This is a genomic window from Bradyrhizobium sp. USDA 4510, assembly GCF_054059095.1.
Genome location: NZ_JBSSBT010000001.1, coordinates 43,532 through 70,424 on the forward strand (window position 1 = coordinate 43,532; position 26,893 = coordinate 70,424).

26 protein-coding genes and 2 pseudogenes are annotated in these 26,893 nt (G+C 64.7%); 19 read left to right on the top strand and 9 right to left on the bottom strand.

Features of this window, described 5'->3' with window-relative positions:
- Nucleotides 1–49: 49 nt before the first annotated feature.
- Nucleotides 50–763 (top strand): DJ-1/PfpI family protein, encoded by a 714-nt coding sequence (locus ACVMDN_RS00210; RefSeq protein WP_057017904.1) that lies wholly within the window; start codon nt 50–52, stop codon nt 761–763.
- 6 nt (nt 764–769) lie between these two features.
- Here the strand turns inward: ACVMDN_RS00210 and ACVMDN_RS00215 are convergent, their stop codons facing one another.
- Complete coding sequence (locus ACVMDN_RS00215) at nt 770–1,249, bottom strand: hypothetical protein (RefSeq protein WP_076827643.1); 480 nt, start codon at nt 1,247–1,249, stop codon at nt 770–772.
- Nucleotides 1,250–1,485: 236 nt separating this feature from the next.
- Here ACVMDN_RS00215 and ACVMDN_RS00220 point away from each other — a divergent pair, with 236 nt between their 5' ends.
- From ACVMDN_RS00220 to ACVMDN_RS00240, 5 genes are all read left to right on the top strand, one after another.
- Nucleotides 1,486–2,550, top strand: a complete 1,065-nt coding sequence (locus tag ACVMDN_RS00220) for an amidohydrolase family protein (RefSeq protein ID WP_076827767.1) — start codon at nt 1,486–1,488, stop codon at nt 2,548–2,550.
- Between the two features lie 73 nt (nt 2,551–2,623).
- Nucleotides 2,624–3,736 (top strand): amidohydrolase family protein, encoded by a 1,113-nt coding sequence (locus tag ACVMDN_RS00225; protein ID WP_076827642.1) that lies wholly within the window; start codon nt 2,624–2,626, stop codon nt 3,734–3,736.
- A gap of 7 nt (nt 3,737–3,743) precedes the next feature.
- Nucleotides 3,744–4,157 (top strand): Rieske (2Fe-2S) protein, encoded by a 414-nt coding sequence (locus ACVMDN_RS00230; protein WP_141339593.1) that lies wholly within the window; start codon nt 3,744–3,746, stop codon nt 4,155–4,157.
- A gap of 199 nt (nt 4,158–4,356) precedes the next feature.
- Nucleotides 4,357–4,971 (top strand): glutathione S-transferase family protein, encoded by a 615-nt coding sequence (locus ACVMDN_RS00235; protein WP_076827638.1) that lies wholly within the window; start codon nt 4,357–4,359, stop codon nt 4,969–4,971.
- A gap of 61 nt (nt 4,972–5,032) precedes the next feature.
- Complete coding sequence (locus ACVMDN_RS00240; RefSeq protein WP_076827636.1) at nt 5,033–7,108, top strand: FAD-binding oxidoreductase; 2,076 nt, start codon at nt 5,033–5,035, stop codon at nt 7,106–7,108.
- A 32-nt stretch (nt 7,109–7,140) separates the two neighbouring features.
- Here the strand turns inward: ACVMDN_RS00240 and ACVMDN_RS00245 are convergent, their stop codons facing one another.
- Nucleotides 7,141–7,497 carry a hypothetical protein gene (locus ACVMDN_RS00245; RefSeq protein ID WP_057017927.1) on the bottom strand — a complete coding sequence of 119 codons (357 nt, stop codon included), beginning with the start codon at nt 7,495–7,497 and terminating at the stop codon, nt 7,141–7,143.
- Nucleotides 7,498–7,639: 142 nt separating this feature from the next.
- Nucleotides 7,640–8,215: a TetR/AcrR family transcriptional regulator gene (locus tag ACVMDN_RS00250; protein ID WP_076827635.1), complete on the bottom strand. Its 576-nt coding sequence runs from the start codon at nt 8,213–8,215 to the stop codon at nt 7,640–7,642.
- Nucleotides 8,216–8,341: 126 nt separating this feature from the next.
- Between ACVMDN_RS00250 and ACVMDN_RS00255 the strand changes: the two genes are divergently transcribed.
- The gene (locus tag ACVMDN_RS00255; protein WP_076827633.1) at nt 8,342–9,319 is read left to right on the top strand and encodes a zinc-dependent alcohol dehydrogenase family protein; all 978 of its coding nucleotides are present in this window, start codon (nt 8,342–8,344) and stop codon (nt 9,317–9,319) included.
- Between the two features lie 68 nt (nt 9,320–9,387).
- Here the strand turns inward: ACVMDN_RS00255 and ACVMDN_RS00260 are convergent, their stop codons facing one another.
- On the bottom strand, nt 9,388–11,388 hold the full coding sequence (locus tag ACVMDN_RS00260) for a hypothetical protein (RefSeq protein WP_245311534.1): 2,001 nt from the start codon (nt 11,386–11,388) through the stop codon (nt 9,388–9,390).
- A 445-nt stretch (nt 11,389–11,833) separates the two neighbouring features.
- Here ACVMDN_RS00260 and ACVMDN_RS00265 point away from each other — a divergent pair.
- Nucleotides 11,834–12,647 (top strand): annotated as a pseudogene (locus ACVMDN_RS00265) (amino acid kinase family protein).
- Nucleotides 12,648–12,661: 14 nt separating this feature from the next.
- A pseudogene (locus ACVMDN_RS00270) lies at nt 12,662–13,485 on the top strand (amino acid kinase family protein).
- 50 nt (nt 13,486–13,535) lie between these two features.
- On the opposite strand, the gene ACVMDN_RS00275 reads toward ACVMDN_RS00270, so the two are convergent.
- A complete protein-coding gene (locus ACVMDN_RS00275) occupies nt 13,536–13,931 on the bottom strand; it encodes a hypothetical protein (RefSeq protein WP_244558806.1) in 396 nt (131 codons plus the stop codon).
- A gap of 189 nt (nt 13,932–14,120) precedes the next feature.
- Between ACVMDN_RS00275 and ACVMDN_RS00280 the strand changes: the two genes are divergently transcribed.
- Nucleotides 14,121–14,492: a cupin domain-containing protein gene (locus tag ACVMDN_RS00280; RefSeq protein ID WP_076827631.1), complete on the top strand. Its 372-nt coding sequence runs from the start codon at nt 14,121–14,123 to the stop codon at nt 14,490–14,492.
- A 26-nt stretch (nt 14,493–14,518) separates the two neighbouring features.
- Here ACVMDN_RS00280 and ACVMDN_RS00285 read toward each other — a convergent pair whose 3' ends face one another.
- The 3 genes from ACVMDN_RS00285 to ACVMDN_RS00295 all read right to left on the bottom strand — a co-directional run bounded on the left by ACVMDN_RS00285 (nt 14,519) and on the right by ACVMDN_RS00295 (nt 17,001).
- A complete protein-coding gene (locus ACVMDN_RS00285) occupies nt 14,519–15,694 on the bottom strand; it encodes an acyl-CoA desaturase (protein WP_371852130.1) in 1,176 nt (391 codons plus the stop codon).
- A 190-nt stretch (nt 15,695–15,884) separates the two neighbouring features.
- Nucleotides 15,885–16,094 (bottom strand): cold-shock protein, encoded by a 210-nt coding sequence (locus tag ACVMDN_RS00290; protein WP_028341292.1) that lies wholly within the window; start codon nt 16,092–16,094, stop codon nt 15,885–15,887.
- 298 nt (nt 16,095–16,392) lie between these two features.
- A complete protein-coding gene (locus ACVMDN_RS00295; protein ID WP_076827761.1) occupies nt 16,393–17,001 on the bottom strand; it encodes a TetR/AcrR family transcriptional regulator in 609 nt (202 codons plus the stop codon).
- A 112-nt stretch (nt 17,002–17,113) separates the two neighbouring features.
- On the opposite strand from ACVMDN_RS00295, the gene ACVMDN_RS00300 reads away from it, so the two are divergent.
- The 8 genes from ACVMDN_RS00300 (at nt 17,114) to ACVMDN_RS00335 (ending at nt 24,007) form a co-directional block, all read left to right on the top strand.
- A complete protein-coding gene (locus ACVMDN_RS00300) occupies nt 17,114–17,809 on the top strand; it encodes a PspA/IM30 family protein (protein ID WP_076827629.1) in 696 nt (231 codons plus the stop codon).
- 83 nt (nt 17,810–17,892) lie between these two features.
- Nucleotides 17,893–18,168 (top strand): YiaA/YiaB family inner membrane protein, encoded by a 276-nt coding sequence (locus ACVMDN_RS00305; protein WP_038384293.1) that lies wholly within the window; start codon nt 17,893–17,895, stop codon nt 18,166–18,168.
- Nucleotides 18,169–18,472: 304 nt separating this feature from the next.
- Nucleotides 18,473–19,540 (top strand): hypothetical protein, encoded by a 1,068-nt coding sequence (locus ACVMDN_RS00310; RefSeq protein ID WP_456835786.1) that lies wholly within the window; start codon nt 18,473–18,475, stop codon nt 19,538–19,540.
- A complete protein-coding gene (locus tag ACVMDN_RS00315; RefSeq protein WP_076827627.1) occupies nt 19,537–20,412 on the top strand; it encodes a HesA/MoeB/ThiF family protein in 876 nt (291 codons plus the stop codon). Before ACVMDN_RS00310 ends, ACVMDN_RS00315 begins: the two co-directional genes overlap by 4 nt.
- Nucleotides 20,409–21,608: a hypothetical protein gene (locus tag ACVMDN_RS00320; RefSeq protein WP_076827625.1), complete on the top strand. Its 1,200-nt coding sequence runs from the start codon at nt 20,409–20,411 to the stop codon at nt 21,606–21,608. The genes ACVMDN_RS00315 and ACVMDN_RS00320 overlap by 4 nt, the downstream gene beginning before the upstream one ends.
- Nucleotides 21,605–22,726 carry a GNAT family N-acetyltransferase gene (locus ACVMDN_RS00325; RefSeq protein ID WP_076827623.1) on the top strand — a complete coding sequence of 374 codons (1,122 nt, stop codon included), beginning with the start codon at nt 21,605–21,607 and terminating at the stop codon, nt 22,724–22,726. Before ACVMDN_RS00320 ends, ACVMDN_RS00325 begins: the two co-directional genes overlap by 4 nt.
- The gene (locus ACVMDN_RS00330; protein WP_076827621.1) at nt 22,723–23,718 is read left to right on the top strand and encodes a nitroreductase family protein; all 996 of its coding nucleotides are present in this window, start codon (nt 22,723–22,725) and stop codon (nt 23,716–23,718) included. The genes ACVMDN_RS00325 and ACVMDN_RS00330 overlap by 4 nt, the downstream gene beginning before the upstream one ends.
- An 82-nt stretch (nt 23,719–23,800) precedes the next feature.
- Complete coding sequence (locus ACVMDN_RS00335) at nt 23,801–24,007, top strand: hypothetical protein (protein ID WP_024581255.1); 207 nt, start codon at nt 23,801–23,803, stop codon at nt 24,005–24,007.
- A gap of 277 nt (nt 24,008–24,284) precedes the next feature.
- Here the strand turns inward: ACVMDN_RS00335 and ACVMDN_RS00340 are convergent, their stop codons facing one another.
- Nucleotides 24,285–25,136 (bottom strand): SDR family NAD(P)-dependent oxidoreductase, encoded by an 852-nt coding sequence (locus ACVMDN_RS00340; protein WP_076827619.1) that lies wholly within the window; start codon nt 25,134–25,136, stop codon nt 24,285–24,287.
- Nucleotides 25,137–25,328: 192 nt separating this feature from the next.
- Here ACVMDN_RS00340 and ACVMDN_RS00345 point away from each other — a divergent pair, with 192 nt between their 5' ends.
- The gene (locus tag ACVMDN_RS00345) at nt 25,329–26,825 is read left to right on the top strand and encodes an aldehyde dehydrogenase family protein (protein ID WP_057017888.1); all 1,497 of its coding nucleotides are present in this window, start codon (nt 25,329–25,331) and stop codon (nt 26,823–26,825) included.
- Nucleotides 26,826–26,893 lie beyond the last annotated feature (68 nt).

The window sequence follows — 26,893 nt, forward strand, 5'->3', positions numbered from 1 at the left end:
CGCTAGATTCGCTTTGTCCATAGCGCAAGGAAAGTTCGAGGGAAGTTCGATGATTGCTCACGATGTTCATCTCCGGATCGGTTCGCTGCTGTTCGAAGGCGTCGATCAAATCGATTTGACCGGGCCGTTCGAGGTGCTGTCGCGGATTCCGAATTCGACCTACCGCATCTACGGCAAGACCGCCGATCCCGTCCGCGACATCAAGGGATTGCGGCTGACACCGGATGCGACGCTGGCCGATGCGCCGCCGCTCGACGTGCTGCATGTGCCGGGCGGCTTTGGTCAGCAAGCCCTGATGGAGGACACGGAGGTGCTCGGCTGGATCAACCGGCAGGCGGCGGGGGCATGCCGTATCTTCTCGGTTTGCACGGGCGCGCTGATCTGCGGAGCGGCCGGCCTGCTGAAGGGACGCAGGGCGACGACGCATTGGGCGTCGTTTCATCTGCTGCCGTTGTTCGGCGCTACGCCCGTGAACCAGCGCGTGGTGGTGGACGGAAGCTTCGTCTTTGCCGCCGGAGTCACGGCAGGCATCGATGGCGCATTGCGGCTCGCGGCTGAACTGCGCGGCGACGATGCCGCGCGCGCGATCCAGCTCTATATGGTGTATGCGCCGGAGCCGCCGTTCGACAGCGGCACGCCGGAGACCGCGCCACCCGAAATCCTGCAGCAGTCGCGCCAGGCCGTGCGCGCGATCACGGAGCAGCGGGAAGAGACTGCGCGCCGTGTCGCGGCGAGGCTGGGCGTCGCCGTGCAGGGAGATTGAGTGGGGCTAATTTCCCGGCTCGAAGCTGCAGTCGGCGCCGCCGCCGGCCTTGTCGTTGATCACTTTCGGATCGAGCGTGCAGGACAGTTTCGACAGCGTCTCGTAGATCGTGCCGGCGGCGCCGTCGGGCGGCACGCCGGCGAGCGCTTCGGTGGCGAAGATCGCGTTGGCTTCGCTGCCCTTCACGGTGTGGGTGTTGCCGCCGAAGGTCAGCGCGCAGGAACGCGAGGTGATGTCGACATTGCTGGCGCGGCAGACCACCTTGTCGGCGGTGACGATGATCTTGCTGGCATAGGAGACATTGCTGTCGCCGTTGAAGAATGCGGCGACCGCCTTCTTCTCCTTGGCCGGCAGCGGCAAGTAGGGCGCCACCACGCCGGCGAGCGCCAGCGCGACCGAGCCGGAGGTGGTCGCAGGCGCGGCCCAGGCGGCCGACGAGGCCAGCGACATTGAACATGCGAGGATCGTCAGTCGGCCCAGTCTCATTCCCGTCTCCCGGTGCCCGCGCTTTCCGCGGCGCGGAATCGCTAGCATGTCGCGTGACTTCAAGGGGTGACGCCATTCACACGCGATCCCGCAACTTCGCGTGAGGCGCGGATGCGCACAGGGCAGGGCGGCCCCGCGTGGACCCGCTTGCACGATCGCGCCATCGGCGTCACAGTCCGATCCGTGGCAGCGATGCCGCCAACAACGACGACAAGAAGATCAATCCGGGGAACGCCATGGCGGCCACGCGCATCGACTGCGACATCCATCCCGCGGTGGGGGGAACGCGCACCACGCTGCTGCCCTATCTGAGTGATCACTGGAAGGAACAGGTCGTCAGCCGTGCCATCGACGGGCTCGACCTCAATTCCTATCCGCCGTCGATGCCGCTATCCGGCCGCGCCGACTGGCGGCCGGCGGACGGCAGCAAGCCCGGCAGCGATCTTGCCATGGTGCAGCGCGGCGCATTCGACCAGCTCGGCGCCAGCCACGCGATCTGCAATGTCGTCTATGGCGCGCAGGCGGTGTTCGATTCCTACATGGCCGCGGACTTCTGCAGGGCGATCAACGACTGGATCGCGGCCGAATGGCTTGCCAAGGACACGCGGCTGCGCGCCTCGATCGTGGTGCCGATCCAGGCGCCGGACCTTGCGGTCGAGGAGATCGAGCGCAGGGCCGGCGACAATCGCTTCGTTTCGGTGCTGGTGCCCTCGCAGGGCGAGACGCTGCTCGGGCGGCGGCATTACTGGCCGATCTATCAGGCCGCGGAGAAATACAAGCTGCCGATCGCGATCCACGCCGGCAGTGCCTACCGGGGCGCGCCGAGCTCGATCGGCTGGCCGTCCTACCGCTACGAATATTATCTCGCCGAGGCGCAGGCGTTCCAGGCGCAGGCGTTGAGCCTGATCTATGAGGGCGTGTTCGGGAAGTATCCCGGATTGACCGTCGTGCTGATGGAGTCGGGCGTCAGCTGGCTGCCGGCGTTCATGTGGCGCGCCAACAAGACCTGGCGCGGCGTGCGCGTCGAGGTGCCGTGGGTGGAGCGCGAGCCCGCCGCGATCATCCGCGACCATTTCCGCGTCACCATGCAGCCGTTCGACGCGCCGCTGGATGCTACAAGCGTTGCCGACATCATCGATCAGATCGGCTCCGACAAGATGTTCCTGTTCGCATCAGACTATCCGCACTGGCAGTTCGACGGTGACGATCCGATCCCGCCGCATCTGCCGAAAAGCCTCGTCCAGCGGATGTGCGAAGACAACCCGATTGAAACGTTCCCGCGTTTGAAGCTGAATTCGTAATTCGCGCGCATGATCCGGAAAAGTGGGAACCGGTTTTCCGACAAGAACATGCGCAAACAAGAAGGAGGATCGCATGAGTGACGTCATCGACCGCCCGATGCTCGACCAGGAGAAGACCGCGGCGACGCGGCTGAAGATCATCGACTGCGACATCCATCCGAGCCTTCACGCGCACAGCGACCTCAACGAGTTCCTGCCGAAACGCTGGCAGCAGCATCTGAAGGAATATGGCAGTCATCTGCGCACGCCCTATATCGGCACCACGCCGTATCCGCGCTCCTCGCCGCTGATCGCGCGGCGCGATGCCTGGCCGCCGACCGGCGGCGTGCCCGGCTCCGACCTCGATTTCATGCGCAAGCAGCATCTCGATCCCTTCGACGTCGAGTTCGGGATCCTGCAGGTGCTCGATCTCTTCATCTTCTCGCAGCAGAATCTGGAATTCGGCGCCGCGATCCAGCGCGCCATCAACGACTGGCAACTGGCGTTCTGGGCGCATCGCGATCCGCGCCTGAAGGCCTCGATCCTGGTCGGGCAGGATGGCTCCGACCTCGGCCTCGCCGAGATCGAGCGCTGCGCCAAATCAGGCGAATACATCCAGATCAACGTCTCGCCGCGTGCCAACGAGCCGCTCGGCCGCCGCCGCTACTGGCCGATCTATGAACGCGCGCAAGAGCTCGATCTGCCGCTCGGCATCCATGTCGGCGGCTATGGCGGGCATGCTCCGACCGGCGGCGGCTGGCCGTCCTATTATTGCGAGGAGCATCAGTCGAACGCGCACACGGTGGCCTCGAACCTCACCAGCCTGGTGCTGGAAGGTGTTCCCGAGCGCTTCCCGAAACTGAAGATCGTGTTCATCGAAGGTGGCTTCGGCTGGATTCCCGCGACGATGTGGCGGATGGATCAGCACTTCGAACGCTTCCGCAGCGAGGTGCCGCATCTGAAGCGCCGGCCGAGCGAATATGTGAAGGAGCATTTCTGGTTCACGACCCAGCCGATCGACGAACCGGATGTAGCCAGGCACCTGCGGCAGCTGATCGAATGGGTCGGCATCGACCGGCTGTTGTTCTCGTCGGACTATCCGCATTGGGACTATGACGACGCGCGCTACGCCTTCAAGACGCCGCTGACGGACGCCGAGCGTCGCAAGATCTTCAATGCCAACGCCCGCGCGGTTTACAAATTCTAGGACACAGATGACCCGTCACATCGTCGCGCGCACCAGTGAGATTCCGGCCGGCGGCAACAAGGTGTTCGGCATCGAGGGCCGCGACATCGTCGTGTTCCATGTCAATGGCGAGTTCTTCGCGCTGCTCAATCGCTGCCCGCATGAAGGCGCGCCGCTGGAGAAGGCGGCCTGCGTCGCGCGCCTGACCTCGCCGGAGCCCGGCATCTATCAGCGCGACCGGGTCGGCGAGATGCTGCGCTGTCCGTGGCACGGCTGGGAATTCGACATGCGCAACGGGCAGTCCTGGTTCGATCCCAAGCGGTTCAGGATCCGCTCCTATCCGGTCGCGGTCGAGAGCGGCGCCGAGTTGCAGAAGGGGCCGTATGTTGCCGAGACGTTCCCGGTGCACATCGAGGACAACTACGTGATCGTCGAGATTTAGGTTGGCGCAGTTCGCGCGACCGTGTGCGCCGCCGAGGGCCTCGTCGTGGCAGGAACAGTCCCGGCCATGACGCAAGTAGGTGTTATTGCGATTTATGCAATAATGAAGTACCGTCGACGGCAATTATAATAACCGCTGCAATGGGCCACCTTGAGCTGGCGATCGGGAATGAACCCGTCCACCACATCAGGAACGGCACATGAAGCTGTATCACTTCGCTCTCTCCGGCCACGCGCACCGCGCGCGCCTGTTTTTGTCCCTGCTGGAAATTCCGCACGAACTGGTCGACGTCGACCTCAAGTCCGCCGCGCAGAAGCGGCCGGAATATCTCTCGATCAACCCGTTCGGCCAGGTGCCGGTGCTCGACGATGACGGCGTAATCATCCCGGACTCCAACGCGATCCTGGTCTATCTCGCGACCAAGCTCGGCCGCACCGATTGGCTGCCGCAGGATGCAAGGGGCGCTGCCGCGGTCCAGCGCTGGCTGTCGGTTGCTGCCGGCGATCTTGCGTTTGGGCCCGCTGCGGCGCGGCTCATCACCGTGTTCGGCGCGAAGCACAATCCGGACGACGTGATCGCGCGGGCGCATGTTCTGCTGAAGCGGCTCGAAGCCCATCTCGCCGGGCGCGACTGGCTGGTCGGCGCGGCGCCGACGATCGCAGACGTTGCGCTCTACAGCTATCTGTCCAGCGCGCCCGAAGGCAATGTCGATCTCTCCGCCTATGCGCGCGTCAACGCGTGGCTGCGCCGGATCGAGGCGCTGCCGGGCTTCGTGGCCTTCGCCAAGACCCCAGTCGGTCTGGCGGCCGCGTGACCTGCTGACCGGGCGTGCCGTCGGGCGCGCCCGTCCAACCCCCGAAGGGGAGGGCGATACGATGAGCGACAGACGAACCAAGAGCAAGCTCGCGACCTGGCATGCCGGCGAAAAGGCGATCCAGCAGCAGGTTGGTGTCGCCGAGAAGATGGAGGCCGTCGGCCAGCGTGCGGTGCGCGACTTCATGCCCGACCAGCATCGCGATTTCTTCGCGCAGATTCCCTTCATCGTCGTCGGCAGCGTGGACCGAAGCGGCGACGCCTGGGCCTCGCTGCTGGCCGGCCGGCCGGGCTTCATCTCCTCGCCGACGCCGCGCAGCCTCGAGATCGATGCGCGGCCTGACGCCAGCGATCCCGTCAGCGAAGGCATGCGCGCGGGCGATGCGATCGGACTGCTCGGAATCGAACTGCACACGCGGCGCCGCAACCGTGCGAACGGGCTGCTGCGCGCGGCATCAGGCAAGGCGCTCAGCTTCGAGCTCGATCAGAGCTTTGGCAATTGCCCGCAGTACATCCAGCTGCGCGATTTCGCCTTCGTGCGCGCGCCGGATGAACCGTTCGCGGGAGAGATCGAGGCGAGCACGACGCTCGATCAGGCCGCGCGCGACATGATCAAGGCGTCCGACACGTTCTTCGTGGCGTCCTATGCCGAGCGTGAGGACCGTCGCCAGGTCGACGTCTCGCATCGCGGCGGCCGGGCGGGCTTCGTCCGCGTCGCCGACGACGGCACGCTGACGATTCCCGATTTCGCCGGCAATCTGTTCTTCAACACGCTCGGCAACATCCTCGTCAACGGCAAGGCCGGGCTGGTGTTTGTCGATTTCGAAACCGGCGACCTGCTGCAGCTGAGCGGTGACGCTGAGGTGATGCTGGACTCGCCGGAGATCGCGGCGTTTCAGGGTGCCGAGCGGCTGTGGAGCTTCCGTGCCCGCCGCGTGGTGCGCCGGCGCGGCGCGCTGCCGCTGCGCTGGGCGTTCCGGGCCGAAGGCTGGTCGCCGAATTCGCTGATGACCGGCGACTGGGTGCAGACCGCCGACCGAATCCGCGCCGCCGAGCGCGCGACGCAGTGGCGGCCGTTCAAGGTCACTGGGATCGTCGACGAGAGCCGATCGATCCGCTCGTTTCATTTGCAGCCGGACGACGGCGCGGGGTTGCTTCCGCACCGGGCGGGACAGCATTTGCCGATTCGTCTCTCGTTGCCCGGTATCGACAAGCCGGTCATCCGCACCTACACGCTGTCGGTCGCGCCGTCGGACGGCATGTACCGGATCAGCGTGAAGCGCGACGGTGTCGTATCGCAGCATCTCCACGACACCATCCATGTCGGCGACATCATCGAAGCGCGCGCTCCGGCTGGCGCCTTCGCGATCGATGCGCGCGAGAAGCGGCCCGCGGTGCTGCTCGCCGGCGGTGTCGGCATCACGCCGCTGCTCGCGATGCTGCGCCACGTGGTCTATGAAGGGTTGCGCACCCGCGGCATCCGGCCGACGACCCTGATCCAGGCCGCGCATGCGAAACAGGACCGCGCGTTCGGCAATGAATTGCAGCAGCTGGTGGATGCCGCCGGCGGCGCGGTGCGGATCGTCCGCGTCCTCGGCGATGTCGACGGCGCCGAGCAGGGCACAGACTACGACGCGGCCGGACGGATCGACATGGCGCTGTTGTCGCGCGTCCTGCCGTTCAACGACTATGACTTCTATCTGTGCGGACCGCCGCGGTTCACCCAATCGCTCTATGACGCCCTGCGCGGCTACAACATTGCCGACGGCAGGATTCACGCCGAAGCATTCGGTCCTTCATCGCTGGTTCGGAAGCCCGACCTCGTCACCGCAGCGCCGCCGCGGCGACCGCCGGCGACAACGCCGGTCCCGGTCGCCTTTACCACTTCGTTGAAGGAGGCGCGCTGGACGCCGGAGGCGGGGACGCTGCTCGAACTGGCGGAAGCGCGCGGCCTTAGCCCCGCCTTCAGCTGCCGGGAGGGCAATTGCGGAACCTGCCGAACGCGGTTGCTGGCAGGCGCCGTGACCTATGTGAAGCAGCCCACCGCAAAGGTGGGCGATGACGAGGTGCTGATCTGCTGCGCCGTGCCGGCGAAGCCGGAGGGCGATGGCGAGGACCGGATCCAGCTCGCGCTGTGACCGAACCGGGCGCATAGCGCTTTCGCGGGCACTCAGCCCATGCTGCCCGGCATGAAGCAGCGTGGCCTCGGGTGCCCGTCCAGATAATACGGCCAGACCATGGTGCGGCCGGCACGGTTCGGTCCGGCGACGACGGCCTCATCGGGAACGTCGACCCACTCGCCTTCGAGCCGGACGCGATAGTGGCCGTCCTTGGTGTCCCAATCGGCGTCATCGACACGCTTCGCGTCGCTGCCGTCGCAGCAGGGGCCCTTGACGGTGCGCAGGCTCTCATACCAGGCGTTCAATTCGGGATGCCCGTGATCATGGGCCTGCACCGGCCCGATCGCCGGCTTCGCCAGCAGGGCGGTGACTAGAACGATTGCCGCACGCCAAAACCGTTTGTTCATCTGATCCCCAAAATCCGGAAAGCCCATGACAGCCAGCCCGGAGATGGTCATCGAGATCAGGACATCAATCAGATGATAATCGTCATATAATCACAATCGTGAGAGCGCGCGGGGGCTGCCGGAAGGCCGGGTGCCGACAAACTCAGGCGAGCAGGCTCATCACCTGGTCGATCACGGCCTTCACCTGCTTCGAATCCGGCCTCTGGTGCGCGAGCGCCAGCAGTCCGGCATGCACCACCATGATGGTGTGGGCGGTGACGTCGGGGTCAAAGCCCTTCCTGAACTGGACGCGATCGGTGCGCAGCCGCGCGCGCAGCAGCTCTTCGAGCCGCCGGTTGTAGCGCTCGATGCTCTTGCGGAGCTCGACCTGGTCGAGCGAGCCGTCGGTCGCGGAATTGATCGACAGGCAGCCGCGCTGTCCCTTCTCGCCCGAGCAATAGGGAATGAAGCCGGTAAGCCACTGCCTGATGACGTCCCGCGTGGGCCCCGGCTGCGCCAGCACGCGCTCGGCCCAGCCGAGGATGCCGTCGTGATAGCGGTCCAGCACCTTCAGGAACAACGCGTTCTTGTCGCCGAACGCCGCATAGAGGCTGGGTTTCGCGACGCCGCTCGCCGCCGTGATGTCGTCGAGCGAAGTCGCCTGAAAGCCCTTCTGCCAGAACATCTGGCGGGCGATTTCCAGGACATCGTCCGGATCGAAGCTGCGCGGCCTTGCCATATCCCATCTTTTATGTACTCCCGCGTCGGATGTGAAGCCTTCAACTTGCTGTGAAGGCAGGTCCGGCTATTGACGCAATCCATATTCTGTACTTAGAAGTACATAACGAAATCGGGAGATGACGCCATGAAAGCGGTTCAGGTCGTTGCGTTCGGACGTGCAGCGGACGTGGTCAAGCTCAACGAGGTGCTGGACGTCGGCAGCCCCGGCCCCGACGAGATCGTGGTCGCGGTTGAGGCTGCGCCGATCAACAATTCGGATTTCATGATCATCGCCGGGCGCTACGGCTATCTGCCGTCACCGCCGGCCACGCTCGGGATCGAGGGCGTCGGGCGGGTTGTTGCCGCCGGATCGCAGGTGAGGAATCTGAAGGAGGGCGACCGCACGCTGATTCCCTTCACGGTCCCGACCTGGACTGAGCGGGTCAAATTCACCGCATCATGGCAGCGTGCGCTGCCTGACAATGCCGATGTCCAGCAACTGTCCATGATCGGGGTCAATCCGGCCACCGCCTATCTCTTGCTGACCGATTTCGTGAAAGTGCCGCCCGGCGGCTGGGTGATCCAGAACGGCGCCAATTCGGCGACGGCGCGCGCGGTGATCGCCATCGCCAAGTCGCTCGGGCTCAAGACCGTCAACATCGTCCGCCGCGAGGACGTCGTGGACGAGGTCAAGTCGGTCGGCGGCGATATCGTGCTGCTCGACGGGCCGGATCTCGCCAAGCGCGTCGCCAGGGAAACGGGTGGGGCGCCGATCCAGCTGGCGCTCGACATGGTCGGCGGCTCATCCGCCTTGAACCTGATGAACTGCCTCGCGCCAAAAGGAGTGCTCGTCATCTACAGCGCGATGAGCGGACAGCCGTTCTCCGGCTCGGCCTTGAGCGTGATCTTCAACGAGGTGTCGGTGCGCGGCTTCTGGCTCGGTCATTGGGGCAAGACTGCGACGGACGAAGCGTTGGCCGGAATGTACGACCATCTGGTGCCGATGGTCGCATCGGGTGCGATCAGCGCGCCGGTGGTCGGCACCTATCGCCTGGAGGATTTTTCACAGGCGATCGCGCAGGCGGCGGCATTCAAGGGCAAGGTGATCTTCACGCCAAGTTAGGTCGTACCCCCCGATATTCGCCGGCGCGACACGCCGGCGCATGTCCGCACGACGTCACGCCGGGACAGCTAGACGATGGTCGAGAGCGTGAACGCGTGCCACGCACTCCAGTCAATACCATCATAGGCGCGCACATACATCGTCTCACTGCCGGTGGTGGCGCCGCCACGCATCCAGATATCATCGAGGTCGGCGGCATTGACGTCGATCACGGTGCTGGCTGCCCAATGGGAATTCGCAGAGGTCCAGAAATAGCCGCTGTTGGCGTTGCCGCCGCCATCCCAAAACTGATAGGCGGCCGCGGGATTCGCGTCAGCGTCAGCATAGGACACCAGGTTGCCGACCTGGCTCCACTCGTTGACATGCAAGGTCTGATTGCTGATCGAGGCATCGGGTGCGTGGTTTGCCAGGCTGGTCACGGTGAAGCTGTCCCAGGCACTCCAGCTCGTTCCGTCGAAAGCGCGCACAAACATGGAATCGGTACCGGCCGCGGTGCCACCTCGCACCCATACATTGGCGAGGTCGGACGCCGAGACGTCGATGACCGTGCTGGACGCCCAGTGTGAATTGTCGGGCGTCCAGAAATAGGCGCTGGTCGCAGCCCCGCCACCGTCCCAGAACTGGTATTGGGTGATTGCATCGCCGTCAGTGTCGGATGCCGTCGTCCAGTTGACGAGCTGCGCCCACTGCGCGGCGTTCAGCGTTTGATCGTTGATCGTCGCGGTCGGAGCAGTATTGGTCGACGTCAGATTAAAGCTGTCCCAATTGCTCCAGGCGGTACCGTCGAATGCCCTTACCCACATCGTCTCGGAACCGGTCGTCGAGCCGCCCTTGATCCACACATTGGCCAGATCGGATGCTGAAACGTCGATCGTCGTATTGGCAGCCCAGTGGGAATTGTCGGGTGTCCAGAAATAGGCGCTGGTCGCACCCGCGCCGGCGTCCCAGAACTGGTATTTGGTGATCGTGTCACCTTCGGCATCGCTGGCAGTGAGCCAGCCTTGCGGTTTGACCCATTGATTGACGTGTAGCGACTGGTCGTTGATGGTCGCGACGGGGACCGTGTTTGGCGTCGACGTCACGGTGAATGTGTCCCAGGAGCTCCACTCCGTTCCGTCGAATCCCCTTACCCACATCGTCTCGGAACCGGTTGTCGAGCCGCCATGGATCCAGACATTGGCGAGGTCCGCAGCCGAAACGTCTATCGTCGTGTTGGCAGCCCAGTGGGAATTGTCGGGTGTCCAGAAATAGGCGCTGGTGGCGGCGGTGCCGCTATCCCAGAACTGGTACTTCGTGATCGCATCGCCATTGGCATCGGTCTTGGTCAACCAGTTGTCGACGGTGACCCATTGATCGATATGTATGGAATGATCACCGGCTGTCACGACGGGCGGAGTATTGGCCGACGTCAGCGTGAAGCTGTCCCAGTTGCTCCAGTCTGTTCCGTCGAACGCTCTGACCCAGAACGTCTCGGCACCGGTTGTCGAGCCACCCTTGATCCAGACATCGGCCAGGTCGGCGGCCGCCACTTCGATCGTCGTGTTGGCAGCCCAATGGTCATTGGTGGAAGTCCAGAAATAGGCGCTTGTTGCGGAGGTGCCGCTGTCCCAGAATTGATATTTGGTGGCTGCATCCCCGTTGGCATCGGAGTAGGTCAGCCAATTCTTGGCTTGCGTCCATGTATTGGTGTGCAGCTGCACGTCGGGGACCGTAACGACCGGCGCAGTGTTTGGAATCGTCGTGAGCGTGAAAGACGTCCAGTTACCCCAATCGGTCCCGTCGAAAGCGCGTACCCACAGTGTCTCTGTGCCGCCGACCGCGCCGGCACGCACCCACACGTCGGAGAGGTCAGAGGCCGAAACTTCGATCGTCGTGTTGGCGGCCCAATGGTCGTTGGTGGAAGTCCAGAAATAGGCGCTGTTCGCAGCTGTGCCGCCGTCCCAGAACTGAAATTTCTGCGCGGGATTGCCGTCCGAGTCGGCATAAGTGAGCCATGGCTGTATTTTTTGCCACTGATTGTACAACAGGCTGTGGTTACCAATCGTGACGACCGGTGCGGAATTGGCCATGGTTTGCTTCCTCGTGGGGTGCGCCGGTCGAGACCGGCTAATTTCCAAGGTGCAAGGCAATCAATTTTGGCCCGTGAGGCGGGCCAGGCTGAGATTAGTATCGTCCGGCTGAGATCAGCGCATTCCGAAGAAATCGTTAATATCAAATTCAGGATCGCAGAATTTCAATGCAGCATCTATGATGGGTGTCACACCCATCAGTCAGGTCGCGTGCGGCAAAACGTCATAGGTATCCGGTTCCGAGCGGCCTCGCACCGGGTGTCGCGACACGCACTCGCCGGTGCCATTCGCGATGGTCTATCCCCGCCGTTGCGGCTTGAGACGCGCCAGGCTTGCCGTTAGCAGTGCAATTCGAACACCGGTCTTTGCGAGACACCGGTGGAGACATCGAACATCGCGGGCCGACGGAAGCAATGCCAGGCGCATTGGAGAAAGGACGTTTCTCATGGCGAATACGACGGCGGAGCTTGAAGCGCTGCTGATGCAGCGATCGTTGACCGATCCGCAGCTTCTGGCGACGGCGGAGGCGGCATCGGACTTCCGGATCCTGCCGGATGCCACCGTGATCAAGATCGGCGGGCAAAGCGTCATCGACCGCGGCCGCGCCGCCGTCTACCCACTGGTCGATGAGATCGTCGCGGCCCGCAAGGCGCACAAGATCCTGATCGGGACCGGCGCGGGCACCCGCGCCCGGCACCTCTATTCGATCGCGGCCGGGCTGCGGCTGCCGGCCGGCGTGCTGTCGCAGCTCGGCGCCTCGGTCGCCGACCAGAACGCGGTGATGCTGGGCCAGCTGCTCGCCAGGCACGGCATCTCCGCGGTCAGCGGCGCCGGGCTTTCGGCCCGTGCCGCTTTATCTCGCCGAGGTGAACGCCGTGATCTTCAGCGGCATGCCGCCTTACGGCCTCTGGATGCGGCCGGCACCCGAGGGCATGATCCCGCCCTATCGCACCGACGCCGGATGCTTCCTGGTCGCCGAACAGTTCGGCTGCAAGGCGATGATCTATGTGAAGGACGAAAACGGTCTCTACACCGCGAACCCCAAGACCTCGAAGGGCGCGACCTTCATCCCGAAAATCTCGGTCGCCGAGATGAAGGCCAAGGGGTTGCAGGATTCGATCCTCGAATTCCCGGTGCTCGATCTGCTCGCCACCGCGCGCCATGTCCGCCAGGTGCAGGTCGTCAATGGCCTCGTCCCCGGCAACCTCACCCGTGCGCTTGCGGGCGAGCATGTCGGCACCATCATCACCGCGAACTGAGCAGGGACACGACCATGGACGACACCATCAAGCACGTCGCCTCGCCGCTCGCGCGCCAGACCCTGCTCGACAGCGATCTCACCCGTCCCGTTGCCGGCGGTCGCCCGATCCCGCTGCTGCCCTGGGTGCAGGTGGTGAAGATCGGCGGCCGCTCCATCATGGATCGCGGCCACGAGGCGATCCTGCCGATCGTCGCCGAGTTGCGTTCGCTGCTGCCCGAGCACCGCCTGCTGATCCTGACCGGCGCCGGCATCCGCGCCCGTCATCTCTACAGCGTCGGCCTCGATCTCGGCCTGCCGGTCGGCTCGCTCGCGCCGCTCGCGGCAAGCGAAGCCGGCCAAAACGGCCACATCCTGGCCTGCCTGCTCGCGCCGGAGGGCGTGTCCTATCTCGAGCATCCGACCATCGCGAGCCAGCTTGCGATCCATCTCTCCGCGGCCCGCGCCGTGGTGGGCAGCGCGTTTCCGCCCTATCACCATCATGAATTCCCGGTCTCGCGCATCCCGTTGCATCGCGCCGACACCGGTGCGTTCCTGATCGCCGATGCGCTCGGTGCCGCCGGCCTGACGATCGTCGAGGATGTCGACGGCGTCTACACCGACGATCCGAATGGTCCCGAGGGGAAGAAGGCGCAGCTGCTGCGCGAGGCCAGCCTCGCCGACCTCGCCAAGCTGAAGGGCACGCTGCCGTTCGATCCCGCGCTGCTCGAGGTGATGGCCAATGCGCGGCATATCGAACGCGTGCAGGTCGTGAACGGCCTCGTTCCCGGCGGCTCACGGCGGCGCTGCGCGGCCAGCATGTCGGGTCGATCATCCGCACCGGCGCGCGGCCGGCCTGATACCGATGTAATGCTCGCGCGTCGCGTGCAGGCGGCGCGCGACCGAGGGACTACTTGATCGTCGCGTGCACGGTGATGACCGAGGTGCCGGATGCTTTCGGCCCCTGGCCCGTTGCCTTGATGGCAAAGGTGTCGCTGCCCTTGTACTTGGCCTTCGCCCTGTATTCGAAGGTCGATGCGTTGATCTTCTTCAGCTTGCCGTAGGCCGGCTTCTGCGAGATCGCGGAGTCCGTCACCGTGCCGCGGATCCCGATCGGGATCTGGCAGCTTTGGCCCGAGGCGACGTCGATATCGCCGCTCGAATTCTCGCCCCAATCCGCCAATGTCATCGACATCGAGCATTCCGGCACGGGCTGCGCCGAAGATGCCGGCGTGACATTTAATGCAAAGATGAGCGCCAGGGCGGCGATCCCCGACGCCCGCGTCGTGACGATACTCGTTTTCATGCAAGGCCCACTGCTGAAGGTTCTCGCAGGAATCCTGCAACGTGGGAGCAGGGGTGGCAAGGGCTTCGCCTCGCCCGCGCGACATGTGTTGAAATGCTTGGGCGCTTGTTGTGTCGTTGAAGCGCCCCCATAGTCACCGCAGCCTTGATCTGAATGGGGCAAAGGCGCGCGTGACAGGGAAGGGTTCCAATGGCTGAGGGCAGCGACGGTCAGGCAAAAGCTCAACAAGCCGGATTCGCCGGCGTCACCCGCAAGACCCTTGAGCGTCTCGCTTTGCCCGGCGATGATCGCGAGCTTGTCGTTGCCGAGGTGACCTTTCCGCCCGGCGGGGTCGCCCCGCTGCATCGGCATCCCATTGGCGGCGTGGTCTTCATCGTCGAAGGCGTTGCCGAGTCCGCGTATGACGACGAGGCGCCGCGCCAGTATCGGGCGGGCGAGACCTTGCAGGATCGCCCTGACGTTCCGCACACGCTGTTTCGCAATTGCGATCCGGAACGGCCGCTGCGCTTCCTGACGATCTACGCGCTCGAGCCCGGGCGCGCCTACGCGATGGAGCCGTGAGGTCGGGAAAAGGCCAAGGCAAAATGTTACGGTTGGCTCACCTGAGGTTTCGGGCTTGCGCCGGCCATCCGAGGTGGAACCGCGAGCAGGAGGCAAACCGACTCCACCAGGAGTTCATGCGCACGGTCGACAATGTCGTCCAACGAACTTGTCTTCGCGAACATGGCCTGGGCTTCAGCCAACAACCGGTCGCGCGTTGGTATGCTGGGCAGATGCAAGTCGGCGCGATGTTGTAACAGAACAAGCGCTTCCCGCACCGACAATCCGGTGTCGTGGACCGACGATTTGATGGCCTGCGCGATGTACTCGGGATTGAAGCGACCAGCGAGTTGTTCAGCCGTTCGCCTTATCACACGCGATCCCAAGCGCTGCTCGTTGCGGAGAACCAGCGTGGGCGGCGCCTTCAGATCCCAGACAATACCGAGCAAGGACAAAGTCACCAAAACATAATAGGTCACATCAATCTCCCACCACCGGAAGCCTTGCCGCGCACTGCTTTGGTAGGCGTGATGATTGTTGTGCCAACCCTCACCCATCGTAAACAGAGCCAGCAGCCAATTGTTGCGGGAGTCATCGCCCGTAACGTACCGCTTGCGCCCGTGAACATGCGCGAGGGAGTTGATGCAAAACGTGGCGTGATACAGCAGCACGGTGCTCCAGAAGAAACCGACCACGAGCCCTGGCCATCCGGCGATGAGGAAGCACAGACCTGCGACCACGATCGCCGGCAAGACCTCCAATCTGTGAAGCCACATCAACTCCGGATACGAGGCAAAATCCGCAACTTTCGTCAGATCAGTTGCATCGTGCTGTCGATAAAAAATCCACCCGAGATGACTGTGCACGAAGCCCTTATGCCCCGGCGAATGCACATCTTGCTCGGTATCCGAATGAAGATGGTGATGTCGATGTTTCGCGGCCCACCAAAGGACGCTTTTCTGAGCGCTGCTTTGGGCGAGGAATGCGAGGATGAATTGAAACGCCCTGCTCGTTGAGTAGGCCCGATGCGAGAAGTACCGATGATAGCCGGCGGTGATCGCAAACATGCGCAGCCAGTATAGGGCGACGCAAATTGCAATCGCTTGCCATGAGACGCCCGTCCAGATCGCCGCCAGACACCCTGCGTGGACCAGCAGAAACGGGAGGACCTGCGGGTACATGATGTCGTCGTGCTGCCGAGCTGGATCGATATTGGTGGACACGCTCGCGACCTCAGCTGCTTCGATGCGCGGGCCGTTTCGCCGGCAGACGGTTCAAGTCCTGGTCCTGGCGGGCATTGCGCGCGGTGTTGACAAAGAGAACCCCGCGGCCGGGTGACCGGTCGCGGGGTCGCGTAACCAGAGGCTTTGCCAGTTCATCCGTGGTCAAAGCAGCATGGCCAATTGTCGCAGCTTACACCGCGCGCAGATTGTCCGCAGCAGATTTGCCGGTCCGGCGGTCTGCAACGATCTCAAAAGAGACCTTCTGTCCCTCGTTCAGGGTGCTCATGCCGGCGCGTTCGACTGCGCTGATATGAACGAAAACGTCCTGGCCGCCCTGGTCCGGCTGAATGAAGCCGAAACCCTTCTGGCTGTTGAACCACTTCACAGTTCCCATGCTCATGGAAAATCGTCCTATAGATACGTGTTTGGAGCCGCACTCACGAGTGCAGCGGGCGAATTCGAAGTTCAGGGGGTGAGGGTCGTCAGTCAGGCACGCTATCAGCGGCGAGGCCAAGTCGTTCGGCCGAAATTCGATCAGCGGTAGATAGCTACGGTTCGGTGATTCCGCAAGTGGCTTTCTCCCCTTTCTGACCTCGACCGCTGCGTCCCCCTGGGGCAACGGCTGCAATTCACGGTGCTCTGCGGCAACTTTGCTTGACCGGATGGCGGGGACATCGTGCGGTTTGGGGCCACGCGGCCTATTCCTTCTTCGCCGTCAGCCCGTCAACCATTGCGCGCGTCAACGTTGCGATCTCGCTGCGCAGCGCGCCGATCGGCACCGCGATCAGCTTGTGCTCCAGCCCGAGCGCGACCATGCCATGCACGGCGGAGAACAGGCTGCGCGCAGTGACGCTGAGCTGCGCCGGCGAACGCTGCGGAAACAGCGCGGCGAGCGGCTTGTAGATGTGGCGGAACAATTCCATCTGCTCGGTGATTGCCCATTCCGGCACCGGCTTGCCGGGCTGCATGCGATGCTCGAACAGCGCGCGCCACAGTTCGAGATTGTCGGCGGCGAAATCGCAATAGGCGACCGCGATCCGCACCAGCAGCTCGCGCGGCGCGGCAGCCCCGCCGATCTCGGCCAGCGACAGCGACGCATCGAGCCGCGCCAGCGTGCGCGAGCCGACGCGCAGGATCAGCTCGTCGACATCCTCGACCAGATTGTAGACGCCGCCATTGGCGACCCCGATTTCCTGGGCCAGTTCGCGGGTTTTCAGGCCACCGAGACCCTTTGCCGCAATCGCCCGTTCCGCCGCCTCGATCAGCGCTTCCCGCAGTTTTGCACGTCGTTCCAATGCCTTGGACATCTTCGATCCTTCGTTAACCATTGTCTTGAGCGTTGCTCAAATAATTCTTGAGCGATGCTCATTATATGGTACAAGAGATTCATGAGCGATGCTCATAACAGGGAGCGATGAAATGTTCAAAACTGTTTTCACTCTTTTCCGCGGCACCGTTGCGGTGGCCGAAGAGGAACTTCAAGACCGCACCGCGCTGGTCATCCTCGACCAGCAGATGCGCGATGCCGCCGCCGCCGTCGACCGCTCGAAGCGGACCCTGGCGCTGGCGATCGCCGGCGACCAGCAGGAGGGCCGGCGGCTCGACGCCACCAACGCCCGGATCGCCGATCTCGAGGTGCGCGCGTCGGCGGCACTCAATGGCGGCCGGGAAGACCTCGCCCGCGAAGCCGCGCAGGCGATCGCCAATCTCGAAGCCGAGCGCGACGCCGCGATGACCGCACGCGCGTTGTTCGCTTCCGAGATCACCCGGCTGAAGCGCCATGTCGGCACCGCCGAGGCGCGCATCGCCGAGCTCGACCGCGGCCGCCGGCTGGCCCGCGCATCGGAAGCGGTGCGTTCGCTGCGCCGGAGCGGCATCGAGGCGGCGCGCCCCTACGAGTCGACGCTGCCGGAAGCGGAGGCGACGCTGAAGCGGCTGCGCGAGCGGCAGATGGAGATCCAGGCCGCCGACGAGGCGTTGGTCGAGATCGACGCCGCCTCGGGACCATCAGCCACCGCCGAGAAGCTCGCCGAGCAGGGCTTTGGCCCGCGCATGAAATCGACCGCCGACGACGTGCTGGCGCGGCTGAAAGCCAAGCGCCCGCCAGCAGCCTGAAATCCCAAGCCTGAAACCTCAAGCCTGAACTTCAAGTCTGAAACCAAGCCAATTTCAAACCATCTATCATCAAGGAGACGACCATGAACCAGACCATCCAACCCCACAGCGGCAGCTGGGTTACCTTCACCTACGCGTCCTTTGCAGCCTCCGCCTTCCTCGTCGCCGTCGGCGTGTTCTTCCTGCCGATCGACCTCTGGATGAAGGGCTATCTCACGATGGGCATCGTGATGCTGATCCAGACCTGCGTCACGCTCACCAAGACGGTGCGCGACAATTACGAGAGCAGCAAGTTCGTCAACCGCATCGAGGACGCCAAGGCGGAGCGCCTGCTGATGGAGGTCTCCAAGGCAGGGTGAGCCGAAGTCAAGTCGAAGCGGCGGGTGGTTTCTCACCCGCCGCTTTCGTCGTTCCGGGGACTTGGCCGACCCCGCCGTCATTGCGAGCGCAGCGAAGCAATCCATTCTTCCGCGTATGCCGAGCGATGGATTGCTTCGTCGCTATCGCTCCTCGCAATGACGGTGTGGATAGGCCGCCGACCGCTTACGGCCAACTTGTTCCGTTTCCGGAAGGCCTTGTTTACCGTGCGGCAAACAGCGTCAGGTTGCGCTCATGGCTCCTTAACAGGGGCGAGTGCAGAGATCGCGCCCGAGGGACAGAGAAATGGCGTCCACGGACAATCCCACGCCGGCTTCGCGCGGCAGCAAGAGCCTTGCCAAGAGTCTCGGCAAGGCGCGCGCCGCCTTTGACGGTCTGCGCAGCCATGGCGGCTTCTGGCTGAAGGCGCTGTCGCAGCCGACCATCGATCTCAGCTTGCGCACCCAGGCCGGCCAACGCACCCGGATCGTCGAGTCGCCCGGTCTGTCGCTGCCGAGGGACGAGCTCGACGCGCTGGTCGAGCAGCTGCGCATCGTCGCCGCCAAGACGCTGCCCGAGGAGAGCCTGACCTACGGCATCTTCTCCGGTGAACCCGAGCGGCTGTCGCGCGCCGTCGTCACGCTGATCTCGGAGGAAGACACCGGGCGGCCGATCGCCTTCAACGCGCTGTCGGTGATGGACGTGCCGCTCGACGGCGAGCCGGCCGAGGTCACCCATCTCGGCCTCGTCATGGTCGATCCCGATGTGCGCGGGCAGGGGCTGTCCTGGGTGCTCTACGGCCTGACCGCGCTGGTGCTGTTCGCCCGCGACGGGCTGCGGCCGAAATGGATCTCCAACGTCACCCAGGTGCCGGCGGTGGTCGGCATGGTCAGTGATACATTCTCGGACGTCTACCCGTCGCCGCTGCCGGGCGCGCGACAGAGCTTTGCGCATCTCCAATTGGCGCGCGGCATCATGGCAAGGCATCGCGCGGTGTTCGGCGTCGGCGAGGAGGCCGGCTTCGACGAGGCGCGCTCGGTCATCACCAACGCCTATACCGGCGGCTCGGACGCGCTGAAGAAGGCCTTCGAGATCGCCCCGAAACATCGCAACACAATCTACAACGAGTTCTGCGCACGCGAGCTGGATTACGGCCGCGGCGACGACGTGCTGCAACTCGGCCGTGTCGATCTTGCCGGCGCACGCCGCTATCTCATGAGCGAGGTGCCCTCGGGCTCGCTGCCGTCGCTGCTCGCGGCGTCCGCGATGCTGGCGCTGCAGCGGCTGGTGCTGCCGGTGGTCTACTGGATGGACGACAGCCGCGCCTTCGGCACGCTGCGTCCGCGCAAGCAGGATAACGGGGCCGCGCGATGAATTTCGACTACTATTCCTTCACCGGCCGCAATATCGGCTTCATCGACGAGCACGAGCAGCAGCTGCTGCGTCAGGCGCGGGTGTTCGTCTGCGGCGTCGGCGGCATGGGCGGCGCGGCCTTCATGGCGCTGGCGCGCGCCGGCGTCGGCAAATTCGTGATCGCCGACATCGACCGCTTCGAGGTCTCCAACCTCAACCGCCAGGTGTTCGCCTTCGCCGACGAGGTCGGGCGCGAGAAGGCGGCGGTTGCCGCCGAAGCCGCAAAACGGATCAATCCAACCATCGAGATCGAGGTGCTTGGCGAGAACTGGACCAGCGAGCTGGCCGGGATCGCCGCGCAGTGCCCGGTCATCGTCAACGGCATGGACGATATCGCCGCCGGCGTGCATCTGTACCGGACCGCGAAGCGCGCCGATGCAACGGTGATCGACGCCTATATGTCGCCGCTGCCGTCGGTGATCGTGGTGCGCCCGCACGATCCGCGGCCCGAGCAGCGCCTCGGCTTTCCGACGCTTGGCAAGGACTGGACCGAAATCACCGAGGACGACCGCCGCGCCGCGATGCGCGCCGAGATCGAGCACGTGATGCTGCACTCCTCGTCGCGCAACTATGTCGACCTCGCCATCGCCGGCGAAGTCGCCGCCGGCCGCCGCAGCCGGATGTCGTTTGCGCCGATGGTGATCTCGACCGGCATGCTGATGGCCTATGAGGCGGTCGCGCTGATCCTCGGCCGCACCTCCGGCACCGATTGTCGCGGCTGGTTTCTCAACCCGCACCGGCCCGCGATCGAGAAGCCGCGCAATGCGCTGGTCGCCGCCTTGATGCGTCCGCTGGTGCGGCGGGCCATCGATGAACTGACGGGCGGCAAATGACCTCCGGGGTGATCGCCGATTCCATCGTCAATCTGTGCGGCGCCATCGGGCTCGCCGTGGCGATGATGACGTTCTACCGGCGCGATCCGAGGAGCCCGTTGACGCGCCGCCTGCTGCTCGCGCTCGGCGTGATCGCGATTCTGTTCCTCGACCGCGGTCTTGCCTGGTGGACCGGAAGCCGCCTGCTCGACCGCCTCTCGGTGATCCCGGCCTCGCTGGTCCCGCTCGGCGCCCTGATCGTCACCGAAGGCATCCTGCGGCGCCACGCGCCGCGCGCGGTCAAGATCGCGGCGCTCGCGGGCGCCATCCTGCTCGGTCTCGGCGGCCTGTTCGGACTGCAACGGCTGGCGATGCCTTACGCGATCGCGCTGGCGCTGTTCCAGCTGCTGGGTTTCGCCACCTGCGCGCTGCTGTTGGCAACGCGCGATCGCGCCTCGCTGATGGCTGCGGAGAACCGCAGCATCGGCCGCATGGCGGTTGGCGCGCTGGTCGTGATCCCGTTCATCCTGACCGATTTCCGCACGCTGTTTCCCGATATCCCCGTGCGGCTCGGCGCGCTGGGCGCGCTGCTCACCGTGACCGTGATGCTGATCGCCGGCGGCGGCGCCGAGACGCGCCGGCACGGCCTTGCGATGATGGCGCTGCGGCTGATCTCGTCGGGCCTGCTAGGCCTCGCCGCTGCCTTCATGGCGCCCGACGTCGACGCCGCGCAGATGATCCGTTTCGTCGCGGTTGCGATCGCCGGCGTCCTGACCATCGGGTTGATGACGGACGCGCTGCGGGCGCTGTTCGAATCGCAGGAGCCGGGCGTGCTCAACTCAGTCGCGGCATCGCCGGCGCAGACAAGGGAGCAGTTGATCGCCGAGCTGGCGCGGCACCCGATCTTCGAAAGCGCGCGGCGCTTCCGCGAGAACGAGCTTGCGCTCTACGATCCGCCGCTGCTGCACGACTTCCTGTCGACACGGCGTGTGCTGCGGCGGTCCGACGCGCCGTGGGGACTGGCGCCGACCGATCCCGCGGCCGAGCGCATCGTGTCGCTGATCGCAGCCAACAACGCCTCCCATGTCATCGTGCTCGGACACGATCCGCTCGACCTGATCGTGCTCGCGGTGCCCGTCACCGCGGCCGACCCCGCCACTGAGACCGCGCTGGCGCTGGTGCGCCGGCTGCTGGCGTTGACCCCGGAGGCCAAATGACATCAGAGATCCGCGAGGGCGACCGCAGGGCGGCATTCGACGCCGCGCTCAACGCCTATGGGCCCGACAGCCTTTACGTGCCGCCGCTGTGGAGCGATTTCGACCGGATGTTCGATCCGGCGAAGAACCCGTTCGTCACCGAAGGCCACGGCCGCTATGCGCTGTTCTCCGCGCATCGCGATGGGCGGCCGGTCGGCCGCATCGCCGCCTCGATCCACGACGCGTCCAACCGCAAGCACGGCACCCGCCACGGTGCATTCGGCTTCTTCGATTGCATCGACGATGACGAAGTGGCCGATGCGCTGCTGCGCGCCGCCGAGCAATGGCTGTCGGCGCGCGGCATGAGCCGCGTCACCGGCAACTTCAACCTCACGGCGATGCAGCAGATCGGCGTGATGACCGACGGGTTCGACCATGCGCCTTTCACCGACATGATGTGGTCGCCGCCGCACATTGCACAGCATCTCGAACGCGCCGGCTACGCCGCGACCTTCCCGATGACGACGTTCGAGATCGCGCTCGACGGCGGCAAGCCGGAGCAACTGCTCGGCGACAAGCAGCGCGCCGTGCTCGCTGACCCGGATTTCGTCTGGCAGCCGATCAAGCGTTCCGCCTTCAAGGTGCGGCTGGAGGATGCGCGGCTGATCCTCAATGACGGCTTTGCCGACAATCCGATGTTCGTGCCGCCGACCGCCGCCGAATATCTGTTCCAGGCCGGCGACATGATGTGGATCATCGACAACCGGATTTCGACCGTGGTTTATCACCGCGGCAGGCCCGCCGGCGCGATCATCGCGATCCCTGACCTCAATCCGCTGATCAAGGCGATCGATGGCCGGGTCGGGCTGTCAGCGCCGTTCAAATTCGTGCAGCACCGCGTGATGAACAGGCGCGCGGTGCTGATCTATCAGTCGGTCTGCCGCGACCTGCACAATCGCGGCCTCAACGGCGCGATGCTCTACCGCACCGCGCTGGCGTTGCAGGAGGCGGGCTACCGCACGCTGGGCGGCACCTGGATCGCCGATATCAACGGTCCGTCGCTGCGCCAGGTCGAGAAGGTCGGCGCAAGGCCGCTGCACCGGCTGCATCTGTTCACCAAGCGGCTGGCCGCAGCATGAGCGCGCTGACGCCGGATCTGCTGCGCGAGCTGGTCGCGGAGGCGCGGCTGGCGCCGAGCGTCCACAACATCCAGCCGACCCGCTGGCGCCTGCTCGGCGACGGGCGGCTGGCGCTGGTCGATGCGACCCGCGTCCGCGCCCCGGTCGCCGATCCCGCGGGGCATGATGTTCTGGTGTCGCACGGCGCGGCGCTGGAGGGTATGAGTCTCGCGCTTAACCGCCGTGGCTTCGCAATCACGGGCATCACCACGCTCGAGCAGCCGCTGTCGCCGCAACTTACCGTGCTCTGCTCCTTTGCGATCAAGCAAGGAGCCGAGCCCGATCTGCTGGCGGACCTCGTGGCGCGCCGCATGTCGTGGCGCGGCAAGTTCGCGGCGTCGCTTGATGATGCGGCGGCGCTGGCGCAGCTGGTTGCCGCGCGCGACGATGTGATCTGCATTGGCGATCGCCGGGCGATTGCCGATATCGCCGGCTGGGCCGATCGGGCCGAATTCTCCTTTGTCCGCGGTGACGACTACCGGGCCGAGCTGCTCGCATGGATGCGGCTGTCGCCCGGCCATCCGCACTATCTGCTCGATGGCCTCAACCGTGATGCGCTGGCCATGAATGTGGTCGAGGCCACCGCCGCGCGTTACGTGCTCGGCAGCCTGTTCAAGCCGCTCGATCGTCTCGGCCTCGCCGCGTCGTTGCTTGCCGACGGCGCCAAGACCGCGTCGACATCGGCGATCGTGCTGTTTTGCCGTCCCGTCGGTGAGGATCCACTCACGACCGGACGCCATTTCTACCGCGCCTGGCTGGAGATCGATCGCGCCGGTTTCGCGGCGTGCCCGATTTCGGCGCTATCAGATCATCCTGACTTCAACGACCGGCTGCGAAAGCTCGGCAAAATTGGCGCCGATCTGCGCCTCGTCAATGTGTTCCGCATCGGCCGGCCGTCAAAACCGATCAAACCGCGGCATTTCCGGTTGCCGGTTGACCGGCTCATTGTCTGAAAATTAAGCTGCAATCCCCGCTGTCAAAACTTCACGCGGTCGTGCTATGACGCCGCCCGCTAACCAACGACCGGTGGAGATGATGTCGAAGCAATCGCTGCGCGAGGAGGCCGAACGCCTCATCCGCGAGACCATGGAAAAGCGGAACTTGGTCATCAAGCAGGGCACGACCCGGATCGAGGCCGTTTGCGGCAAATGCGGTGCGCCGAACCGGGTGCAGGCGGAAAAGGGCCAGTCCCGCGTCAAGTTCACCTGCAAGAACTGCGACCACAAGCAGGAAACGCTGTGAGCGGGGCCGCGCTCCCGTCATCCTGACAGAATGTGAATGTATTCAGCGTCGTCCTGGCTTTCGCCAGGACGACAGCGTGCGGAGGCCGCTCGCTACAATTCTCGACGACGCTTCCACGTCATTGCGAGCCACCCGGTCGGCGCGAAGCGCCGCCGGATGACGGGCTTCCGCGAAGCAATCCATCCTTCCGCGTATGCGGTGCCATGGATTGCTTCGTCGCTTCAGCGCAAAATTGCTTTGCAATTTTGTCGCGAACTCCTCGCAATGACGGGTGGCCCTACCTCCCCTTCACGAACGCGGCGAAAGCATCGCCGTAATCCGGATGCCAGCGCGACAGCGGCGGGCGGTTCTCGACGATGTCGCCGGCGGCCCACAGGATGCGGCGTTCGTCGAGTGCGCGCGGCACGTCGTTGTCGGGGCAGAGGATATAGAAATCGCCGGCATCGAGGCGTTCGATCATGAAGTCGATGGTCTGCTCCGCTGTCCAGGCGCCGGCCGGCTTCTCGGTGCGGCCGCGCGCGGTCAGCCCGGTAAAGACGAAGCCGGGGATCAAGAGATGCGCCGATATCTTGCAGCCGGCGGTGTTGCGCAGCTCGTGCTGCAGCGCTTCGGTGAATGCCTTCACGCCGGCCTTGGAAACGTTGTAGGCGGGATCGCCCGGCGGCGTGGTGATGCCCTGCTTGGATCCGGTGTTGATGATCAATCCCGGCCGGCCGCGCTTGATCATGTTGGGCGCGAACGCCTGGGTGCCGTTGATCACGCCCCACAGATTGACGCCAAGGATGCGCTGCCAATTGTCCGCGGGCCCGAACATCGCACTGCCGGGCTGGATGCCGGCATTGTTCATCAGGATGTCGGTGCCGCCGAACTTTTTCGCGACCGCGGCCTCCAGGCTTGCGACCGCGTCGGCGCGGCTGACGTCGACAGCCGCCGTCATAATGTCATCAGCGCCGCCCGGCGCCGCAGATGACAGCTTTGTCGCAGCATCCTTCAGCCGGTCGTCGTCGAGGTCGGCGATGCAGACCTTCATGCCGGCCTGCGCGAACCGCAATGCGGCGGCAAGTCCGATGCCGGAGGCGCCGCCGGTGATCACGGCAACATGATTGGCTGATATCACGGGGTGGGGCATCTGCGGTCTCCGGACACATGTGTGGCTGAGGTGCGGTCGCTATCGTACCATGCACGCACGCGCATGGGAGGTTTTCGTGCGTGCCGCCCTGATCAACGCCGGCTCGGCTTTACGGTTTCGCGTTCGCGCTGTAGAATTCGGGATATAACGCTTCCAAAAGACCTCAGCCGACATTTTACAGGGAGTGCAAACATGGCTGTTTCGCAGGCTGTTCCGATCACGCGCCATCCTTATGCCGATGGCTCCTACAAGAAGATGCTGATCGACGGCAAATGGGTCGACGCCGCCTCCGGCAAGAAGTTCGAGACGCACAATCCCGCGACCGGTGAATTGCTCGCGTCGGTCGCCGAGGGCGATGCCGAGGACATCAACCGTGCGGTCGCGGCGGCGCGCCGCGCGTTCGAAGGGCCCTGGAGCAAGGTGAAGCCGTTCGAGCGGCAGAACATGCTGCTCAAGCTGGCCGAACTGGTCGAAGCCAATTTCGAGGAACTGTCTCAGCTCGACACGCTCGACATGGGCGCACCGATCAGCCGGACCCGCGGCAACCGCCTGCGCGCGCTCGGCATGCTGCGCTACTATGCCGGCCAGGCGACCGCGATCCACGGCGAGACCATCGAGAACTCGCTGCCCGGTGAGATCTTCTCCTACACGCTGAAGGAGCCGATCGGCGTGGTCGGCGCGATCATCCCCTGGAACGGGCCGCTGACCGCCTCGATCTGGAAGATCGGCCCGGCGATCGCGACCGGCTGCACCGTGGTGCTGAAGCCGGCCGAGGAATCCCCGCTGACCTCGCTGCGCATCGGCGAACTCTGCATGGAGGCCGGCATTCCGCCCGGCGTCGTCAACGTCGTGCCGGGCTATGGCGAGACCGCGGGCGCCGCGCTTGCCTCGCATCCGGATGTCGACAAGGTCGCCTTCACCGGATCGCACGTCACGGGCCAGTCGATCATCCGCGCCTCGGCCGGCAACCTCAAGCGCGTCTCGCTCGAACTCGGCGGCAAGTCGCCGGACATCGTGTTCGCCGACGCCGATCTCGACGCCGCGGTGCCCGGTGCGGCGATGGCGGTGTTCGCCAATTCCGGCCAGATCTGCAGCGCCGGCACGCGGCTGTTCGTCGAGCAGAAGGTCTATGACGAATTCGTCGGCCGCGTCGCCGAGTTCGGCAGGAAGCTGCAGGTCGGCAACGGCCTCGATCCCAACACCCAGATCGGCCCTTTGGTGTCGCAGCAGCAGATGGACCGCGTGTCGGGCTATCTCGACATCGGCCAGAAGGAGGGCGCCAAGGCGCTTGCCGGCGGCGGCCGCCTCACCGAGGGCGCGCTGTCGAAGGGCTATTTCGTGCAGCCGACCGTGTTCGCCAACGTGCAGGACAACATGCGTATCGCGCAGGAGGAGATCTTCGGCCCGGTGATCTCGGCGATCTCGTTTAGGGATCCGGACGAACTGATCAAGCGCGCCAACGCCACCACCTTCGGCCTCGGCTCGGGCGTCTGGACCACCAATGTCAGCAAGGCGCACCAGGTCGCCAAGGCGCTGCGCGCCGGTTCGGTCTGGGTCAATTGCTACCAGGCGATGGATCCGGCGGTGCCGTTCGGCGGCTACAAGATGAGCGGCTACGGCCGCGAGTCCGGCAAGCAGCACGTCGAGGAATATCTCAACGTCAAGGCGGTCTGGATCAAGACAGCTTAGGGCTGGTCCCGCTGTTTCTCTTCACCTCTCCCCGCCTGCGGGGAGAGGTCGGATTGCATCGCCAGATG

What these genes read in the sequence shown, in the direction of transcription:
- ACVMDN_RS00210 (WP_057017904.1), top strand. Translation starts at nt 50, where the DNA reads ATGATTGCTCACGATGTTCATCTCCGGATCGGTTCGCTGCTGTTCGAA.
- ACVMDN_RS00215 (WP_076827643.1), bottom strand. Translation starts at nt 1,249, where the DNA reads ATGAGACTGGGCCGACTGACGATCCTCGCATGTTCAATGTCGCTGGCC.
- ACVMDN_RS00220 (WP_076827767.1), top strand. Translation starts at nt 1,486, where the DNA reads ATGGCGGCCACGCGCATCGACTGCGACATCCATCCCGCGGTGGGGGGA.
- ACVMDN_RS00225 (WP_076827642.1), top strand. Translation starts at nt 2,624, where the DNA reads ATGAGTGACGTCATCGACCGCCCGATGCTCGACCAGGAGAAGACCGCG.
- ACVMDN_RS00230 (WP_141339593.1), top strand. Translation starts at nt 3,744, where the DNA reads ATGACCCGTCACATCGTCGCGCGCACCAGTGAGATTCCGGCCGGCGGC.
- ACVMDN_RS00235 (WP_076827638.1), top strand. Translation starts at nt 4,357, where the DNA reads ATGAAGCTGTATCACTTCGCTCTCTCCGGCCACGCGCACCGCGCGCGC.
- ACVMDN_RS00240 (WP_076827636.1), top strand. Translation starts at nt 5,033, where the DNA reads ATGAGCGACAGACGAACCAAGAGCAAGCTCGCGACCTGGCATGCCGGC.
- ACVMDN_RS00245 (WP_057017927.1), bottom strand. Translation starts at nt 7,497, where the DNA reads ATGAACAAACGGTTTTGGCGTGCGGCAATCGTTCTAGTCACCGCCCTG.
- ACVMDN_RS00250 (WP_076827635.1), bottom strand. Translation starts at nt 8,215, where the DNA reads ATGGCAAGGCCGCGCAGCTTCGATCCGGACGATGTCCTGGAAATCGCC.
- ACVMDN_RS00255 (WP_076827633.1), top strand. Translation starts at nt 8,342, where the DNA reads ATGAAAGCGGTTCAGGTCGTTGCGTTCGGACGTGCAGCGGACGTGGTC.
- ACVMDN_RS00260 (WP_245311534.1), bottom strand. Translation starts at nt 11,388, where the DNA reads ATGGCCAATTCCGCACCGGTCGTCACGATTGGTAACCACAGCCTGTTG.
- ACVMDN_RS00275 (WP_244558806.1), bottom strand. Translation starts at nt 13,931, where the DNA reads ATGAAAACGAGTATCGTCACGACGCGGGCGTCGGGGATCGCCGCCCTG.
- ACVMDN_RS00280 (WP_076827631.1), top strand. Translation starts at nt 14,121, where the DNA reads ATGGCTGAGGGCAGCGACGGTCAGGCAAAAGCTCAACAAGCCGGATTC.
- ACVMDN_RS00290 (WP_028341292.1), bottom strand. Translation starts at nt 16,094, where the DNA reads ATGAGCATGGGAACTGTGAAGTGGTTCAACAGCCAGAAGGGTTTCGGC.
- ACVMDN_RS00295 (WP_076827761.1), bottom strand. Translation starts at nt 17,001, where the DNA reads ATGTCCAAGGCATTGGAACGACGTGCAAAACTGCGGGAAGCGCTGATC.
- ACVMDN_RS00300 (WP_076827629.1), top strand. Translation starts at nt 17,114, where the DNA reads ATGTTCAAAACTGTTTTCACTCTTTTCCGCGGCACCGTTGCGGTGGCC.
- ACVMDN_RS00305 (WP_038384293.1), top strand. Translation starts at nt 17,893, where the DNA reads ATGAACCAGACCATCCAACCCCACAGCGGCAGCTGGGTTACCTTCACC.
- ACVMDN_RS00310 (WP_456835786.1), top strand. Translation starts at nt 18,473, where the DNA reads ATGGCGTCCACGGACAATCCCACGCCGGCTTCGCGCGGCAGCAAGAGC.
- ACVMDN_RS00315 (WP_076827627.1), top strand. Translation starts at nt 19,537, where the DNA reads ATGAATTTCGACTACTATTCCTTCACCGGCCGCAATATCGGCTTCATC.
- ACVMDN_RS00320 (WP_076827625.1), top strand. Translation starts at nt 20,409, where the DNA reads ATGACCTCCGGGGTGATCGCCGATTCCATCGTCAATCTGTGCGGCGCC.
- ACVMDN_RS00325 (WP_076827623.1), top strand. Translation starts at nt 21,605, where the DNA reads ATGACATCAGAGATCCGCGAGGGCGACCGCAGGGCGGCATTCGACGCC.
- ACVMDN_RS00330 (WP_076827621.1), top strand. Translation starts at nt 22,723, where the DNA reads ATGAGCGCGCTGACGCCGGATCTGCTGCGCGAGCTGGTCGCGGAGGCG.
- ACVMDN_RS00335 (WP_024581255.1), top strand. Translation starts at nt 23,801, where the DNA reads ATGTCGAAGCAATCGCTGCGCGAGGAGGCCGAACGCCTCATCCGCGAG.
- ACVMDN_RS00340 (WP_076827619.1), bottom strand. Translation starts at nt 25,136, where the DNA reads ATGCCCCACCCCGTGATATCAGCCAATCATGTTGCCGTGATCACCGGC.
- ACVMDN_RS00345 (WP_057017888.1), top strand. Translation starts at nt 25,329, where the DNA reads ATGGCTGTTTCGCAGGCTGTTCCGATCACGCGCCATCCTTATGCCGAT.